Here is a 15,400-nt window from a genome sequence, read left to right as displayed (position 1 = left end):
ATATCCTCCTGGTGGGGTTATTGGGTGTGCATGAACAGCACGCCGTAGCCGGCGATCAATTCCGGTATCGCCTGGTAATGGCGCAGCTTGCACGGCAGCGGCCCGGCGGGCAGCGCAGCGCGCGCCACCAGCCAGGTCTTGGACTCGTGCGCGGACAGCCCGGCCTCGCGTTCGATGGCGGCCTCGTCCCAGGCGGTCAAGTCGGCCAGCGCTCCGCTTTGCAGGGCATCCATCCAGCGGGCGTCCCAGGCCGGGTTGAGGGGCTTCATGCCGGACGTTCCGCTGGCCAGCGCCATGCCGGCGGCCATGACACGCGCGGTCTTCGCATCGCGCTCGGCCGCCGTGGGCGCCTGGCGGACGATGATCCGCTCGCGCACTGCGCTGTCGGGATGATCGAGCGTGGGGACGGGCGGTTCGTGCGACAGCCCCCCTGACCCGATCACCAGAGTCCGCCGCGGCAATCCGTCCAGGAACCTGCCTATCTCCTCGCCCAGGCGCAGGCACCGGCCCAGGCGCGGAATGCCGGGCTGTGCCACCGCGTTGAGAAAAAGCGGGATCACCGGCGGCGTATCCAGTCCGCCCCACAAGAATTGCAGCGCCTGTACGAAACCGTGGTCCACCTGCATGCGGCGCGACAGTGCGATGTCGAAGCCCGCGTCCATCAAATGGGTCGCCAGGCCCAGCGCGGCCTGTTCGTCCACATTCAGCTCGCCCTCCGGCGTCAGGTAGTCGCCTACCGAACGCGCCGCGCTGCCCAGGCAGAACGGCGGCATCAGCTCGTTGAAGAATCCGTTGTAGTGGTCGGGGCCGGCCAGCACCACCAACTCTGGATCAAAGGCGCGCACCAACTCCCGGGTCCGGTCGATCGCTGCGGTCAACGCCTGCTGCACGTCGTCGGCCAGCGGGTTCAGTCCGAACAACGGTGTATGCGACATCCCCAGGAACGCTCGCTTGGCATTCACTTGGTCACCTCGTCTTGTCTTTTATCTTGTGCGCCGCGGGAGCGGCAACGGTTCGCCGCCGCGCCTGGCCGGTGCGTGAAAGCAGGCACTTTAAGGACTAACCCGGCAAAATGGGGTGCACATTGTGCACCCTGATCCACGCCATCGTTGATGTCCGCCGGAGCGGCTCATAGCATGCGTCCCACCTAGAAGTAGGAGTAGACACATGAATGCCCGGCTGGAATCAAGTCCGTTCGCTGCCATGGTGGATGAGCAGCCCAACGAGTTCCGCGTCTCGACCGCGGCCTATCGGGGTCCGGAGATCTTTGAAGAAGAAATGCAGAAGATCTTCTACAAAACCTGGATCTATCTCTGCCACGAAAGCGAGATTGCCAACCCTGGCGACTTCAAATCGACGCAGATCGGCACCCGGCCGGTCATCGTCGCGCGGGGCCGCGAAGGCGGCGTGCACGCCTTCCTCAATGTGTGCTCGCATCGCGGCGCCACGCTGTGCCGCGAGGAAAAGGGCAATACCCGCTCGTTCGTCTGTCCGTATCACGGGTGGTCGTTCCGGACGTCCGGCGAATTGCTGGGCATTCCCGACGAAGCGCGCTACCCGGCAGGCTTCGACAAATCGAACAAGAATCTCAAGCAGGTACCCCGCCTTGCGTCGTACGGCGGCCTGGTCTTCGGGTCGTTCAACCCCGACGTGGAAGACCTGGAAGTATTCCTGGGCGGCGCCAAACGCCACATCGACCTGTGGCTCAAGCGCGCGGCGGGTAGCCGTTATCACCTGGCTACCTCGCACAAGTACGGCTTCCATGGCAACTGGAAATTCCAGGCCGAGAACGTCCACGACGGATACCATCCCGGGTTTGTCCATAAATCCGCGTTCAACACGGTACGCAAATTCGACGGATCGTTCGAAAACCGCGAGCTCAAGGCCGCCGTGCGCCAGCAAGGCTACACCCGCGGCTACCCCGAAGGGCACGGCACCCTGGAAGCCGGCGCGCCGCTGGAATCGGGCGGCATCGATCCCGCCGTCCGGCAGGCTTACTGCGACAAGCTCAAGGCGCTGTACGGCGAGGACGAAGCCGCCGAGATCCTGACCAACCGGCAGTTCCTGATCTTCCCGAACCTGGTCATCTTCGACTTCAACATCCGGGTGGTCCAGCCGATCGCGCACGACCGCACGGAGGTCTATTCCTACCCCGTCATGATCGAGGACGCGCACGAACAGCTCAACGCCAACCGGATGCTGGACGCCCAGACCCGCGTGGGCACGGCCGGCATCCTTTCGGCGGACGATATCGATGTGTTCGCCGGCAACCAGTACGCGCTCCAGGCCGAGGGATTCGACTGGATCACCCTGAGCCGGGGCCTCGACAAGGAAGAAGTGCTGCCCACCGGAGAACGCGTGGGCGTCTATAGCGACGAAACGCCCCAGCGCGCGTTCTGGCGCACGTGGCGCTCGAAGATGACGTCAGCCTGCTGAACAGCCCGCGCGGAGAATCCATGTCCCATCCCATCCAACGACTCATTTTCCAAGAAGCCCGGCTGCTGGACGAAGGCAAGCTCGACGACTGGCTGGCCCTCTATACCGAGGACGCAACCTACTGGGTGCCGATCGAAGAAGACGCGGATCCGCTGCGGGATTCCTCGGTCATCTACGACAACCGCCTTCGCCTGGCGATGCGCGTCGAACAGATCATGCGCCAATCCCGCGTGGCCCAGTCCCCGGCCTCGAATACGCTGCGCATGATCAGCAACATGGAGGTGGCCGAAACCGGCGACGACACCGCGACCGCCACGTTCGCCTTGCTGTTGACCGAAGTCCGGTCGGGAGACTGGCGCCAGAACGGGCTGGGCGAAACCCGGCTCTTCCCGGCGCATTGCGCCATGACGTGCAAGAAAACCGGCGACGGCTGGAAGATCCAGCACAAGAAGATCGTGCTGCTGCATCGCCGGCAGCCGATCGTCGGACTCTCGTTCATCATTTAGGACTGCCCGCCGCGGCTGCCCCCGCAGGCACCCACAAAACCAGGAGACCTCATGAAAACCATCATCGCCCGCGCGCCTCGTGCCGTTGCGACCGCCGTGGCCGTGGCGGCCGCGGCGTTCGCCTCGCCTGCCCTGGCCTACCCCGACAAACCCGTCACCATCGTAGTTCCCTTCGCCCCCGGCGGCTCATCGGACAGCGCCACGCGCATGCTGGCCGAACAACTGAGCCAGAAATGGAAGAAGCCCGTGGTGGTCGAAAACAAGCCCGGCGCCTACAGCAGCATCGGCGCGGGCCAAGTGGCACGCGCCGCGCCCGATGGCTACACCATCCTGCTAGCCTCGGTGTCCGTGGGCACCATCAAGCTGTTCCTCAAGAACCCGGGCTTCGACCCGCTCAAGGACCTCACGCCGGTCACGCAGATCGCGCGCGGGGACTATGTGCTCGCGGTGAACAAGTCCCTGCCCGTAAGCAACATGAAGGAACTGGCCGAATACGCCCGGGCGAACCCCGACAAGGTCAACCACGCTGCCTTCGGCAGCGGCTCCATGCTGGCCTTCGAGCAATTCTCGGAATCCATGAAGTTCAAGGCGCAGAACGTCAACTACCGCGGCGAGGCGATGGCCTTGAATGCCTTGATGGCGGGCGACGTGCAGCTGATGCTGGCCACGCTTAGCGCGGCACGTCCTTTCATCGAAGCCGGCCGCATCAAGCCGGTGGGTATCTTCTCCAAGCAACGCTCGCCCATCGCGCCCGACATCCCCTCGGCGGACGAGAGCGGCGGAAGCGGCTATTACGTCGACTTCTGGTTCGGCTTCATGGTGCCTACCGGCACGCCAGAAGCCATCCGGCGGAAGATCGCGGCCGACACCGCGGAAATCCTGCAAAAGGACGAGGTCAAGAAGAAGCTGTACTCGCTGGGACTGGTCGCCACGTCGTCCACGGCCGAGGCGTTCGGCAAGCTGATCCATACCGAATCCACACGGTGGGTGGAAACCGCCAAGCGCGCCGGACTGCAAGCGGAATAACCTGCCAAGGGGCAAGCGATGTTGTCTTTGAATAAAGTCCAGGCCGGCGTCAACGGACTGGCGCTGCTGGACCGGGACGTGCGGGAGCCGGGCCCCGGGGAAATGCTGCTCAAGGTGCACGCCGCGGGCGTCTGCGGCACGGACATGCAGATCTATGGCGGCAGCGGCGCGTTTGCCCAGCGGGTCAAATTCCCGACCATCCTGGGCCATGAGATGTGCGGCACCGTGGTCCAGGTCGGACGCGACGCGGGGACCGTCAAGGTCGGCGACGTGGTCAGCCTGGAAAGCCACATCCCCTGCTGGACCTGCCGCGCCTGCCGCACCGGGCGCGCTCATGTCTGCACCCATACCCGGTATCCGGGCATAGACATCGACGGCACGTTTGCCGAATACGTCACCGTGCCCGCATCGATCGCGTGGGTCAATCCGGCGGACGTCTCCAAGGAAAAGGCGGCATTGCTCGAACCGCTGGGCATCGCCGTACACGCCACGCTGGAAGGCAGTGGCGTCGCCGGACAAACGGTCGTGGTCAATGGCTGCGGGCCGATCGGCCTGATGAATGTCGCCGTCGCGCGGCACTTCGGCGCGCGCCTGGTAGTCGCCGTCGACCCCAACCCGAAACGGCGGCAGGCCGCACTGCGGATGGGCGCGGACCGGGCCGTGGATCCCATTGCCGAATCGCCGGTGGACGCCGTGCGCGACATGACCCGCGGCGACGGCGCCGACGTGGTATTCGAATACACCGGCAGCCACGACGGCGTACGCAACTGCTTCGCTATGGTCGGGGCGCTGGGCGAGGTACGCTGGTGCGCAACGCCCGGCAAGCCGATGGAGTTCGACTTCGGCGCCTGGCGCCGGGGCCGGCCCACGATCTACAACATCCACGGCCGCAGGCTGTGGCAGACCTGGGAAGCCGCCGCGCCGCTCGTCTACGAAAACAAGATCGACCTGGAGCCGGTCATCAGCCACCAGATCCCGCTGGCCGAAGCGCCGCGGGCATTCGAGCTCATCCTCGCCGGCGAGGCCGTCAAGCCGCTCATCCTGTGCTGACCCGGCGGCCGCCCGGAGCCGGCCGCCCCGGTACCGCCCTGCGCCGCTCGAGCCGGGCGGCGCTGCGCCCATCTGTCGTAAGATCGGAGGAAGACTCTTCCAGCACGAGACATCCGCAGATGGCGAACGACTCCGGTGGCAGCTACCGGCTTTGCCAATCCCTGGTCAAGGGCCTGGACATCCTGGCCGCGCTCAACCGCGGCTCCGGCGCGTCAGCCTCCATTGCCGAACTGGCGCGCGCCACCGGCCTGCACCGGACCACCGTCAAGCGCCTGCTGGAAACCTTGCGCGATGCCGGCTACGTAGAGTGGGATCCCGCGACCAATCTCTACCGGCTGAGCTTCCGGGTGCACCAGCTCAGCTATGGCTACCGCGACAACGTCGCGATTACGGAAGTCGCCTGGCCGATGATGCGCGCGCTGTCCAAGGCCATTGTGTGGCCCTGTTCCATCGTGTCGCTCGAAGGCGACGAAATGATCGTGCGCGCCTCCACCCGCTCGTACAGCCCGCTGTCCTTCCATCCCGGCATGCCGGGCCGCCGCCTGCCCATCCTGACCACCGCCGCGGGCCGCGCCTACCTGGCGTACTCGCCGCCCGAAGAACAGGAAGCCATCCTGGACTTGCTGCAAGGACGCTCAGACGAACATGCCGGACTGGCGGCGGATCATCGCTTTGTCCGTACGCTGATCGACCAGACGCGCGAGCGCGGCTATGCGCTCAACCAGGGCGAATGGAGCGACGAGCCCAAGTTCGGCGGGGTGGCCGTGCCCTTGCGCTTCCAGGACCGGGCCGTGTCCTGCCTGAACGTCATCTTCCTGTCCCGGGGCGTGAAAGACGAGGCCTCGTTGCGAAAAATCGTCACCCACTTGTTCGAGGCGCAGAAGGGCATAGAGGAACGGTTCGCCCTGCACAAGCTGCAAACCGGCTGAACGCAAAACCGACTACCGGGGCGCCCCGTTGGCGATCATTTCCAGCGTCGCCCGCGTCAATGGGCTCTCCGCCTTGGCCAGCTCGCACAGCAGGTTGAAGTGGTTGCAGTGCGCGGCCTCGACCCGCTGCACCTGCACGCCGGCTTCGCGGCAGGCTGCTTCGTAAGCCGCGGTCTGGTTCTTGAAACCGTCCGTCTCCAGCCCGCCCACCGACACTACCATGGGCAAGCCGCGCGGCGGCAAGGCGAACAAGGGGCTCAGGCGCTCGGCCTGGTCCGGATACAGGCGCAGCCATTCGTTGACGTTGATGTCGCACAAGGGCCGCACGTCGAACAGTCCGCTGAGCGCGACGGCGCCTTTGACGACGTTCTGCGGCACGCGGTATTGATCCTGCCAGCCGGTGGCGGCGGCCATGCCGGTCAGATGGCCGCCGGCGGAACTGCCGCCCACGTAGATGCGGTCGCGGTCGAGCCCGTAGCGATCGGCATGGTGATACACCCAGGCCACCGCGGAGCGGACTTCGCGCACGGCTTCGGCCAGGGTGCCTTCGGGCAGCAGGGTGTATTCCACCGGCACCACCGCCACGCCGGCGGCGTTGAACACCGGCGCCATGATGGGCGCATCTTCCTTGGCCTGGGAGCGCCAGTAGCCGCCATGGATGAAGATGAACACAGGCGCCGGCTGGCGCTCGGCGGCGGGCAGGAAGATGTCCAGGCGTTCGGCCGCGCCCATGCCGTAATAGAGATCGCATACGGCGGCGCATTGCCGGCGGGCCACCGTGGCGAGTTCGGCATACTCGCGCACGCAGGCGTCGAAGTCGGGCACCGACGCGCGGGCGTTGTACTGGCGGGCCCGTTCGGTAAGGTCGGCGAAAAGCAGGTCAGGCTTCCTGGAAGTCATGCGAGGCGGCATCCTTGAGAGGTAAAACGTGCGATCCGTTCCGCGGTCGTGCGGTGGTGCATGGCCATGGCTTGATGGGCACGCCCGGGCTGGAACTCACAAATGATAATTCGCGGCAGTATCGTATCGGCGATCGCGCCATTGTTTCCTGCCAGGAAATAACAAGTTTGCGCACCATGGATGTCCAAACCGGCCGCCGATGCCTACCATTGGGCCATCGTTCAGCAAGACAGGACTCACCATGATGGACATCGTGCCTTCCGGAAAAATACTCGGCGCCACCGTGCAGGGGCTGGACCTTTCCCAGCCGCTTACCGAGGAAAACTTCGCCACGCTGCTGGCCGCGCTCGGCAATCACGGCGTGCTGCGGTTCCCGGCGCAATCGATCACGCCGGCGCAGCTGCGAGATTTCTCCAGCCGGTTCGGCTCGTTGCAGCGCACGGTTTCCAGCGCCAACGAACCCGGCATTCCCGAAGTCAGCATTCTTTCCAATATCGTCGAAAACGGTAAACCCATAGGCATCGCCGACGCCGGCCAGGACTGGCACACGGACATGTCCTATAACCGCACGGTGGGCTTCGTCAACGTGCTCCACGCCCTGATCGTGCCGCGCCGCGACGGGCGCGCCCTGGGCTCTACCAGCTTTGCCAACATGCACGCCGCCTACGACGACCTGCCCGAGGACATCAAGCAGCGCCTGGAAGGCGCGACGGCGACCCACGACTTCAACAAGTTCTGGGAAAACATGCGCGCCCGGCCCGGCAGCGAGCGGCCGCCGCTGACGCCCGAACAACGCGCCAAGCGGCCGCCTTCGACCCATCCGGTTTTCCTGACCCACCCCATCACGGGGCGCAAGGTGCTGTACTGCAATCCCGGCTACGCCATCCGCATCAACGAACTGGACCCGCGCGAGAGCGACGAGATGCTGGAGATGCTGTTCGCCCACCAGTTGCAACCGAAGTACCAGTACACCCACGAATGGACCGAAGGCGACGTGCTGATGTGGGACCACATCGGCACGCTGCACAACGCCTGGCCCGACTATCTGCCGCACGAACACCGGCTGATCAAGCGCTGCCAGGTCATGGCCGACCGCATCTTCGATCCGGCATTCCTGCCGGCGGCGGTGCGGGATGCCCGCGCCGCCGCGGGGCAGTGAGCACTGCCATGGGCATTTTCGATCGCGGCATCGCCCGCGCCCAATCCATAGACGAGCTCCGCGCGGCAGCGCGGCGCCGCCTGCCCCGCCTGGTGTTCGACTTCTTCGACGGCGGGGCCGAGAACGAACTCACGCTGTCCGCCAACCGCGAGGCCTTCGAGCGCGTGCGCCTCCTGCCCCACGTGCTGGTGAACGTGGCGAACGTCTCCACGCAGTGCACCGCCCTGGGTGCGCCGGCCGGCTTTCCGCTGGCGATCGCCCCCACCGGCGGCGTCGGCTATGGCCGCCATGGCGGCGACCTGGCCATTGCCAAGGCCGCGGCTCACTACGGCATTCCCTACACGCTTTCCACCAGCGCCACGGCCTCGATCGAAGAAGTGGCGCGCGTAGCGCCGGGCCGCCTGTGGTTCCAGGCCTACGTGCTCAAGAACCAGGACTTTTTCCACGGCCTGATCGAGCGCGCCCGTGCCGCCGACTATGAAGCCCTGGTGATCACGGTGGACCTGCCGGTGGGCGGCAAGCGCGAACGCGACGTGCGCAACGGTTTTCGCACGCCATTCCGGCTCACCTACCGCAGCTTCGGCGACGTCGCCCTGCATCCCCGCTGGGCGTTCGCGCTGCTGCGGCATGGCATGCCGGTCAACAAGAACCTGATCGGCCTGCAGCGGGACGTCACCTCGGTGGCCGGCCTGGCGTCGGCGGTGGGACGCAACTATGACCCGTCGTTCGACTGGGGCCGCCTGGCGCAGATCCGCGACCGGTGGCCGCGCAAGCTGATCGTCAAGGGCGTCCTGCGCGGCGACGACGCCGATCGGCTGGTCCGGCTGGGCGCCGATGCAGTGGTGGTCTCCAACCATGGCGGGCGCCAGCTCGATGGCGCATGTGCCACGCTGGACGCGCTGCCGGGCGTGGTGGAGGCCGTTGCCGGGCGCATCCCGGTCTGGCTCGACGGCGGCGTGCGCCGCGGCGTCGATATCGTCAAGGCTCGTGCGCTCGGCGCCGAAGGCGTCCTGGTCGGGCGCGCCACGCTCTACGGTGCGGTAGCCGGCGGCGACACCGGCGCCCAGCGCGCGCTGCAGATCCTGACGGAAGAATTGGTCAGGGCGATGAAGCTGTGCGGCGTCAGCCGGATCGAAGACATAGACCACACTTTGCTGGCGCCGCCCCGCCCCGTGCGGGCGCTGCGCCTTGCGGCCGAGGAGGGCCAGACATGCGTTGGATAAGATTCACGGACGCCGCCGGCACCCATTACGGCCTGCTCGAAGGCGAGCGGGTACGCAAGGTAGCCGGTTCGCCGTTCGACGGGTATGAAACCACCGGCGAGTGGGCCGAGCTTGCGCAGGTGCGGCTCGAAGTCCCGGTAATTCCGCGCACGTTTTACTGCGCCGGGCTCAATTACGCGGAACACACCATCGAAGCCGCCCGCAAGCGCGGACAGGAACCGCAGCTGCCCAAGCAGGCGGACATCGGCTACCGTGCCAACAACGCCCTGGTCCCCCACGGCCACGACGTCGTGATCCCGCCCGATGCGCGCACCATCCATTACGAAGGCGAACTGGTGGTGGTCATCGGCCGCGAGGCCCGCAACCTCACGCCGGACGAGGCGCTGGACTGCGTGCTCGGCTACACCATCGGCAACGACGTCAGCGAACGCAACTGGCAGCGTTCGGACCGCACGCTCTGGCGCGCCAAGAACACCGATACCTTCAAGCCCATGGGGCCGTGGATAGACACCGATTTCGATCCGCGCGAAGCGCAGACGCGCGTCCGGGTCAACGGCAAGACCACCACGGAGTTCCCCACGGCCGCGATGATCTTCGACATCCGCACCTTCCTGAGCACCATGAGCCGCTACCTGACGCTGCATCCCGGCGATGTGGTCTGGATGGGTACCGACGGGCAGTCGCCCGATCTCAAAGCCGGTGACGTGGTCGAAGTCGAGATCACGGGCCTGGGCACGCTACGCAATACTTTCGTCCAGGGATGACCATGTCCGAACTCGAACGCTGGGCGGCCGTTGCCGGCTGCCAGCAAGCCATTCACCGCTTTTATCTTGCGCTCGACGCTTCCGATTTCGATACGGTCGCTGCCAGCATGGCCGGACATGGCGTCTGGCATCGCCAGGGCCGCGCCCTGCAAGGCCCGGAGCAAGTGCGCCAGGCGCTGGCCGAGCGTCCGGCGGGGCGCAGGACCGCTCATCTGGTGCAGAACCTCGTGGTGGACGTGACGGCGCCGGACCGGGCCACGGCCCGCTACATGACGCTGGTCTACCGCGTCGATGGCGCGGAAGCGGCAGGGCCGGTGGCACTGCCGCCGCCTTTGTCGATCTCGATGTACGAGGAACGGCTCTGCCGGTCTGCCCAGGGAGACTGGCTGGTGGAAGAAAAACGGTCGCGGCGGGTATTCGGGGCTTGATCTCCCGACTGTGCTGTTCGACAGCAGAGGCCGCACCAGGCTGAAAAGCGAACCAGTCTGGAAAACAAACGGGCCGCCACCGGCGGCCCGTTGGAGCGGGCAGGCGTCGAGCACGGCGCCCGCCCCGCCTGCATTTACTGCAGCGTGTTTTTCGCCTGCTTCAGCAGCGTTTGATACTGCTTGGTATCGCGCGCCAGCAGTTCGCGCAGCTCGGCCGGGCTGGAGATGCGGACCTCCATGCCCTGCGCGGCCAGCGTCTGGACGATCTTGGGCGACTTGCCGGCCTGCACCAACGCGGCGTTCAGGCGCTCGACCACCGCCGCCGGCGTGCCGGCGGGTGCCATCACGGCCTGCCACGTCTCGGCCTGGAAGCCCTTCAGCCCGCTTTCGTCCACGGTAGGCACCTCGGGCGTCGCGGGCGAGCGCTTGAGGCCGGTCGTCGCGATCAAGTTGAGCCGGCCTTCGGTCACGTGTTCCATATTGCCCACCAGCGAGCTGAACATCACGTCGACGCGGCCGGCCAGCAGGTCGGCCATTGCCGGCCCCGTGCCTTTGTACGGGACATGGACCATTTCTATGCCGGCAGCCTTCGCGAAGGCCTCGCCCGCCAGGTGCTGGGCCGATCCGTTGCCCGACGACGCAAAATTAACCTTGCCGGGATTGGCCTTGGCGTAGGCGATGAAGTCCTTCACCGTGCGGATCTTCAGGCCCGGCGTCACCAGGATGCCCAGCGACTGCACGGTGGTCTGGCCCACGGGCTGGAAATCCGTCAGCGGATCGTAGGTCTTGGTGTCGTGCAACAGCGGCGTGATGACGAAGGCGTTGGTGCCGAACAGCAGCGTATAGCCATCGGGCGCGGAACGCTTGACCGACTCCGTGCCCACCAGGGTGCCGCCGCCGGCCCGGTTTTCCAGCACGACCGTCTGGCCCAGTGTCTCGGACATTTCCTGGGCGAACATGCGGCCGACGATGTCGGTGGCGCCGCCGGGCGCATAGGCCACGATCATGCGCAGGGGATGCGTAGGGAAGGCCTCGGCCCGGGCGGGCGCGTGCGCCCACGGGCCCACGGTAGCCACTGCCAGCGCGAGAGCCGTCAGGCGGCGGCGGGCCGGGTTGGGCGAACCGGCGTCTTTGGCGCCGGCACGCAGGGGATTCTGGAACATGTGTCGTCTCCGGGGGTCTGGGCCCTGCGGCGGTCCTGCTGGAACCGGCCGCCGCATCGCCCGATCTAAAGTGTCGATTGCGAAACAATGAACGCAGGCATTATTCGGTGCTGCTGCCCGCTCAACAAGGCAGTGGTGCTAAATTTGAAATTTCCAAAATCGAAACAAGCGAGAACGAGAAGTGGACCAGCTCAGCTGCCTGCGCATGTTCCTGGAGGTGGCCCGGCGCAATAGCTTCGCCGGCGCGGCGCAGCATTTCGGCGTCTCGCGGGCCACTTGCACCAAGCAAGTGGCCTGGCTGGAGCGCTCGCTGGGGGTCAAACTGCTCAACCGCACCACCAAGCAGCTGGGCCTGACCCCGGCCGGCCTGCAGGTGCTGGAAAACGGCGAGGAACTGCTGCAACGCTACGACGACCTGCGCGAGTCGGTGCACGACCTCTCGCGTGATGTCTCCGGCGTCGTCCGGGTGGGCGTGCCGCCCGCCTTCGGCACCCGCCGCCTGCTGCCGGTGATCGCGCAATTCCACGAACGCTATCCCGACGTCCAGATCGCGCTCAGCCTGCTGACGGTCCGCAAACAGGAAACCTTCGTCGAGCAGGGTCTGGACGTAGGCATCATTATCGTCCCGGTGCTCAAGGATGCCAGCTTCATCGCCATCCCGCTGGCCGAAGCGCGGCAAGCGCTGGTGGCCTCGCCGGGCTATCTGGCGTCGGTGCCCCCCATCCGCCACCCGCGCGACCTGCAACACTGCAAGTGCCTGGTGAACTGGAACAAGTCCCCCACCGCGACGTGGAACTTCACCGGCCCGGAGGGCCCCGTATCGGTCCGCGTCCAGGGGCCGCTGCGGTCCGACTTCGGCGACGCGCTCAAGGAAGCCGCCGTGGCGGGAATGGGCATCTCCATGCACCCCTACTATATGCTGGCCGAGGAAATCGAGCGCGGCGAGCTGCAGGTCGTGCTGCCCGACTACGTGCCCTCGGGACTGGACGTCTACGCCATCTACTCGTCGCGCAAGAACCTGCCCATGCGGGTCCAGGTTTTCCTGGACTTCCTGAAGGAATGGGCCAAGACGCCCAAGTCCTGGAGCAAGGGCATGTAACCCTCGGTAGTAACCATCTCTTGACATTTGCGCGTGTTGGGCGCGTAATACATAGCTAGCTATGTATCGACGGAGACAAGCATGAATACCTCCCCGCCCCGGATCGTGGCGCTGGGCGGCACGACGCGCCCCGATTCATCCACCGAACGCGCGCTCAGGCATGCGCTGGACGCAGTGGCCGCCGCCGGCGCGCAGGTCGTCCTGCTCGCCGGCGACGATCTCGTCCTGCCCATGTATGCCCCGCACGACCCCAGCCGCACCCCGGCGGCGCTGCGCCTGGTGGCCGAGCTGCGGCGCGCCGACGGCGTCATCATCGCCTCGCCCGGCTATCACGGCAGCTTGTCCGGGCTGGTCAAGAATGCGCTCGACTACACCGAGGACCTGCGCACCGATGCGCGGCCCTACCTGACCGGCCGCGCGGTCGGCTGCATCGCCAATGCCGCCGGCTGGCAGGCGGCCGTGACCACGCTGGGCGCGCTGCGGGACATCGTGCACGCGCTGCGCGGCTGGCCCACGCCGCTGGGCGTCTGCATAGGCGGGACCGAACCGGCGTTCGGGCCTGACGGCCGCTGCATCGATCCGCGGGTGGACGAGCAGCTGCGCACACTGGGCCGGGAAGTGGCCGAGTTCGCGCAGCGCATGCGCGCCCAGGCCCCCGGGGCGGCCGTCCGCGCCGCGGCATAGGGCAGCCGCCCTCAGATACTTATTCCATCAAGGAGGACATCCATGACCACAATGGACGCGTCAACCCTGCGCGTACGCGATACCGAGCTGCGCGTCGCGCGCGCCGGCAAGGGCGAGCCGCTGCTGTTCCTGCACGGCCCTGGCGGCCTGGCCGAATCGCAAGCCGTACTGCCCGCGCTGGCCGAGCACTACGACTGCCATGCCCCGGAGCATCCGGGCTACGGCGGCAGCGCCGTGCCCGGCTGGCTGGACAACGTGCGCGACCTCGCCAACTTCTACCTCGACTATATCGACCAGCAGAAGCTCCGCGGCGTGCATCTGGTGGGCTACGACCTGGGCGGCTGGATCGCGGCCGAACTGGCGGTGCGCAACAGCCACGCCCTGGCCTCGCTCACGCTCATATCGGCCCAGGGCATACACCTGCCGGGCGTCCCCACGGTAGACGTCTTCCTGCGCACGGACGAGGATCTGGTGCGCGACACCTATCACGACCCGGCGCTGGCTGCCCGCATGCTGGAACGCAAGCCTTCCGAGGAAGAACTGGACGTGGCCGTGCGCAACAAGGAAATCACGGCCCGCCTGACCTGGCAGCCCCGCGGCCATGATCCCGACCTGGCCAAGTGGCTGCACCGCATCACCGTTCCCACGCTGGTGGTATGGGGCGCGAACGACCGTATCCTGCCAGCCGAGTACGGCCGCTCCTGGCGCGACCGCATCGCCCGCGCCACGCTGGCCGAGATGGGCGATTGCGGCCACGCGCCTCACCTCGAACGCACGGCCGAAACCGTGGCCGCGCTGACACGATTCACCGCCTCGACCGGGAGCACCGCATGAAATTCTTCAATTTCCACCTGATGCCCTATCGCCATGCGGACCTGGAGGCGATCCAGAAGAACGGCTCGGCGTGGGTGACCTTTTCCAATAGCCACTACGACCCCAAGCTGGGCGCCGAGCTCTACCACGAGTACCTGGACCAGATGGAGTACGCGGACCAGCTCGGTTTCGATGGCGTGTGCCTGAACGAGCATCACCAGACCGCATACGGGATGATGCCCATTCCCGGCGTGCTGGCCGGCGCGCTCGCGCGCAGCGTGAAGCGCGCGCAGATCGCCATCCTGGGGCGCGCCCTGCCGCTGTTGAACAATCCGTTGATGGTGGCCGAAGAGTTCGCGATGCTGGACAACCTCACGCGCGGACGGTTCATCGCCGGCTTCGTGCGCGGCATCGGCGCCGAATATCACGCCATGGGCATCAACCCCGCTGAGTCGCAGGCACGCTTTGCCGAGGCGCACGACCTGATCACCCGCGCGTGGACCGAACCGGGGCCGTTCTCCTACACCGGCAAGCACTACCAATTCCAGTACGTCAATCCGTGGCCGCGCCCCTACCAGCATCCGCATCCGCCCATCTGGGTGCCGTCGCAGGGATCGAGCAGCACCATCCGCTGGGCCGCAGGCTTGCGCTACACCTATTGCCAGACCCTGAGCCCCATCGCGACGGTGAAGAAATTCTTCGACATGTACCGCGAGGAAGCGCGCAAGGCCGGCTACGAGGCCAGCCGCAGCCAGCTGGCCTGGTCCAACTGTATCTACGTGGCGGAAACGGACCAGCGCGCCATGGCCGAAGCCAAGCCGCATTTGGAAGCGCTGATGACGCGGCTGTTGAAGATGCCGATGGAAATGCTGCTGCCTCCCGGCTACACCAACATCGAGGCCATGAAGCGCATCAAGTCGACGCGCGCGGTAGGCGCCAAGCCGCAATCGGTGGAAGACCTGGTCAAGGCGGGCCTGGTCATCATCGGCAGCCCGGCCACGGTGCGCGAGAAACTGGCCGAATACGAAGAGCTGGCCGGCTTCGGCACCACGCTGACCAAGACCCAGTTCGGCACCATGCCCGACGACATGGTGCGCGCCAACATGCAGGCCATTGCCCAGGAGATCATCCCCCACTTCAAGGACGCCGCCTGAACCCGCCGCCCGGCCGACGGGCGTGTGCCTGCGCGCGCAAGATTGCCGCGCAGCGACAGGAGGCCC

At 66.4% G+C, this 15,400-nt stretch carries 16 protein-coding genes; 13 read left to right on the top strand and 3 right to left on the bottom strand.

Translation table 11 applies throughout. The features are described 5' to 3' along the window. Positions 1-17 precede the first annotated feature (17 nt). Positions 18-962: a 3-carboxyethylcatechol 2,3-dioxygenase gene (locus QHC78_RS11755; RefSeq protein ID WP_319744648.1), complete on the bottom strand. Its 945-nt coding sequence runs from the start codon at positions 960-962 to the stop codon at positions 18-20. Positions 963-1,167: 205 nt separating this feature from the next. On the opposite strand from QHC78_RS11755, the gene QHC78_RS11750 reads away from it, so the two are divergent. The 5 genes from QHC78_RS11750 to QHC78_RS11730 all read left to right on the top strand — a co-directional run bounded on the left by QHC78_RS11750 (position 1,168) and on the right by QHC78_RS11730 (position 5,947). Then, positions 1,168-2,436 (top strand): aromatic ring-hydroxylating oxygenase subunit alpha, encoded by a 1,269-nt coding sequence (locus QHC78_RS11750; RefSeq protein ID WP_319744646.1) that lies wholly within the window; start codon positions 1,168-1,170, stop codon positions 2,434-2,436. Between the two features lie 20 nt (positions 2,437-2,456). Beyond that, positions 2,457-2,942 (top strand): aromatic-ring-hydroxylating dioxygenase subunit beta, encoded by a 486-nt coding sequence (locus tag QHC78_RS11745; protein WP_319744644.1) that lies wholly within the window; start codon positions 2,457-2,459, stop codon positions 2,940-2,942. Between the two features lie 51 nt (positions 2,943-2,993). After that, entirely contained in the window at positions 2,994-3,968 is a 975-nt protein-coding gene (locus tag QHC78_RS11740; protein ID WP_319744642.1) for a Bug family tripartite tricarboxylate transporter substrate binding protein, read from the top strand. 18 nt (positions 3,969-3,986) lie between these two features. Continuing rightward, on the top strand, positions 3,987-5,018 hold the full coding sequence (locus QHC78_RS11735; protein ID WP_319744640.1) for an alcohol dehydrogenase catalytic domain-containing protein: 1,032 nt from the start codon (positions 3,987-3,989) through the stop codon (positions 5,016-5,018). A gap of 119 nt (positions 5,019-5,137) precedes the next feature. Beyond that, complete coding sequence (locus tag QHC78_RS11730; protein WP_319744638.1) at positions 5,138-5,947, top strand: helix-turn-helix domain-containing protein; 810 nt, start codon at positions 5,138-5,140, stop codon at positions 5,945-5,947. A gap of 12 nt (positions 5,948-5,959) precedes the next feature. On the opposite strand, the gene QHC78_RS11725 is transcribed toward QHC78_RS11730, so the two are convergent. Continuing rightward, positions 5,960-6,847, bottom strand: coding sequence for an alpha/beta hydrolase (locus QHC78_RS11725; protein ID WP_319744637.1), 888 nt, complete (start codon positions 6,845-6,847; stop codon positions 5,960-5,962). Between the two features lie 241 nt (positions 6,848-7,088). On the opposite strand from QHC78_RS11725, the gene QHC78_RS11720 reads away from it, so the two are divergent. The 4 genes from QHC78_RS11720 to QHC78_RS11705 are packed head-to-tail and all read left to right on the top strand — an operon-like array spanning position 7,089 to position 10,421. Further along, on the top strand, positions 7,089-8,006 hold the full coding sequence (locus QHC78_RS11720; RefSeq protein WP_319744635.1) for a TauD/TfdA dioxygenase family protein: 918 nt from the start codon (positions 7,089-7,091) through the stop codon (positions 8,004-8,006). Positions 8,007-8,014: 8 nt separating this feature from the next. After that, entirely contained in the window at positions 8,015-9,229 is a 1,215-nt protein-coding gene (locus QHC78_RS11715) for an alpha-hydroxy acid oxidase (protein WP_319744633.1), read from the top strand. Beyond that, entirely contained in the window at positions 9,217-9,993 is a 777-nt protein-coding gene (locus QHC78_RS11710) for a fumarylacetoacetate hydrolase family protein (protein ID WP_319744631.1), read from the top strand. Before QHC78_RS11715 ends, QHC78_RS11710 begins: the two co-directional genes overlap by 13 nt. Positions 9,994-9,995: 2 nt before the next feature. After that, on the top strand, positions 9,996-10,421 hold the full coding sequence (locus QHC78_RS11705) for a nuclear transport factor 2 family protein (protein ID WP_319744629.1): 426 nt from the start codon (positions 9,996-9,998) through the stop codon (positions 10,419-10,421). 134 nt (positions 10,422-10,555) lie between these two features. Here the strand turns inward: QHC78_RS11705 and QHC78_RS11700 are convergent, their stop codons facing one another. Beyond that, a complete protein-coding gene (locus QHC78_RS11700) occupies positions 10,556-11,584 on the bottom strand; it encodes a Bug family tripartite tricarboxylate transporter substrate binding protein (RefSeq protein WP_319744627.1) in 1,029 nt (342 codons plus the stop codon). 181 nt (positions 11,585-11,765) lie between these two features. On the opposite strand from QHC78_RS11700, the gene QHC78_RS11695 reads away from it, so the two are divergent. From QHC78_RS11695 to QHC78_RS11680, 4 genes are all read left to right on the top strand, one after another. Continuing rightward, positions 11,766-12,683, top strand: a complete 918-nt coding sequence (locus tag QHC78_RS11695) for a LysR family transcriptional regulator (RefSeq protein ID WP_319744625.1) — start codon at positions 11,766-11,768, stop codon at positions 12,681-12,683. Between the two features lie 81 nt (positions 12,684-12,764). Beyond that, the gene (locus QHC78_RS11690; RefSeq protein WP_319744623.1) at positions 12,765-13,367 is read left to right on the top strand and encodes an NADPH-dependent FMN reductase; all 603 of its coding nucleotides are present in this window, start codon (positions 12,765-12,767) and stop codon (positions 13,365-13,367) included. Positions 13,368-13,409: 42 nt separating this feature from the next. Further along, on the top strand, positions 13,410-14,201 hold the full coding sequence (locus QHC78_RS11685; protein ID WP_319744621.1) for an alpha/beta fold hydrolase: 792 nt from the start codon (positions 13,410-13,412) through the stop codon (positions 14,199-14,201). Then, positions 14,198-15,334 (top strand): LLM class flavin-dependent oxidoreductase, encoded by a 1,137-nt coding sequence (locus tag QHC78_RS11680; RefSeq protein ID WP_319744619.1) that lies wholly within the window; start codon positions 14,198-14,200, stop codon positions 15,332-15,334. The genes QHC78_RS11685 and QHC78_RS11680 overlap by 4 nt, the downstream gene beginning before the upstream one ends. Positions 15,335-15,400 lie beyond the last annotated feature (66 nt).

The sequence above is a fragment of the Pigmentiphaga sp. genome (genome assembly GCF_033795525.1).
Classification (GTDB): Bacteria; Pseudomonadota; Gammaproteobacteria; order Burkholderiales; family Burkholderiaceae_B; genus Pigmentiphaga.
The sequence above is the reverse complement of the archived record's forward strand: the minus strand, read 5'-3'. Positions and strand labels throughout refer to the sequence as shown.

Bases quoted from the DNA above. Each gene is read 5' to 3' on its own strand.
- QHC78_RS11750 (WP_319744646.1), top strand. From the start codon at position 1,168: ATGAATGCCCGGCTGGAATCAAGTCCGTTCGCTGCCATGGTGGATGAG.
- QHC78_RS11745 (WP_319744644.1), top strand. From the start codon at position 2,457: ATGTCCCATCCCATCCAACGACTCATTTTCCAAGAAGCCCGGCTGCTG.
- QHC78_RS11740 (WP_319744642.1), top strand. From the start codon at position 2,994: ATGAAAACCATCATCGCCCGCGCGCCTCGTGCCGTTGCGACCGCCGTG.
- QHC78_RS11735 (WP_319744640.1), top strand. From the start codon at position 3,987: ATGTTGTCTTTGAATAAAGTCCAGGCCGGCGTCAACGGACTGGCGCTG.
- QHC78_RS11730 (WP_319744638.1), top strand. From the start codon at position 5,138: ATGGCGAACGACTCCGGTGGCAGCTACCGGCTTTGCCAATCCCTGGTC.
- QHC78_RS11725 (WP_319744637.1), bottom strand. From the start codon at position 6,847: ATGACTTCCAGGAAGCCTGACCTGCTTTTCGCCGACCTTACCGAACGG.
- QHC78_RS11720 (WP_319744635.1), top strand. From the start codon at position 7,089: ATGATGGACATCGTGCCTTCCGGAAAAATACTCGGCGCCACCGTGCAG.
- QHC78_RS11715 (WP_319744633.1), top strand. From the start codon at position 8,015: ATGGGCATTTTCGATCGCGGCATCGCCCGCGCCCAATCCATAGACGAG.
- QHC78_RS11710 (WP_319744631.1), top strand. From the start codon at position 9,217: ATGCGTTGGATAAGATTCACGGACGCCGCCGGCACCCATTACGGCCTG.
- QHC78_RS11705 (WP_319744629.1), top strand. From the start codon at position 9,996: ATGTCCGAACTCGAACGCTGGGCGGCCGTTGCCGGCTGCCAGCAAGCC.
- QHC78_RS11700 (WP_319744627.1), bottom strand. From the start codon at position 11,584: ATGTTCCAGAATCCCCTGCGTGCCGGCGCCAAAGACGCCGGTTCGCCC.
- QHC78_RS11690 (WP_319744623.1), top strand. From the start codon at position 12,765: ATGAATACCTCCCCGCCCCGGATCGTGGCGCTGGGCGGCACGACGCGC.
- QHC78_RS11685 (WP_319744621.1), top strand. From the start codon at position 13,410: ATGACCACAATGGACGCGTCAACCCTGCGCGTACGCGATACCGAGCTG.
- QHC78_RS11680 (WP_319744619.1), top strand. From the start codon at position 14,198: ATGAAATTCTTCAATTTCCACCTGATGCCCTATCGCCATGCGGACCTG.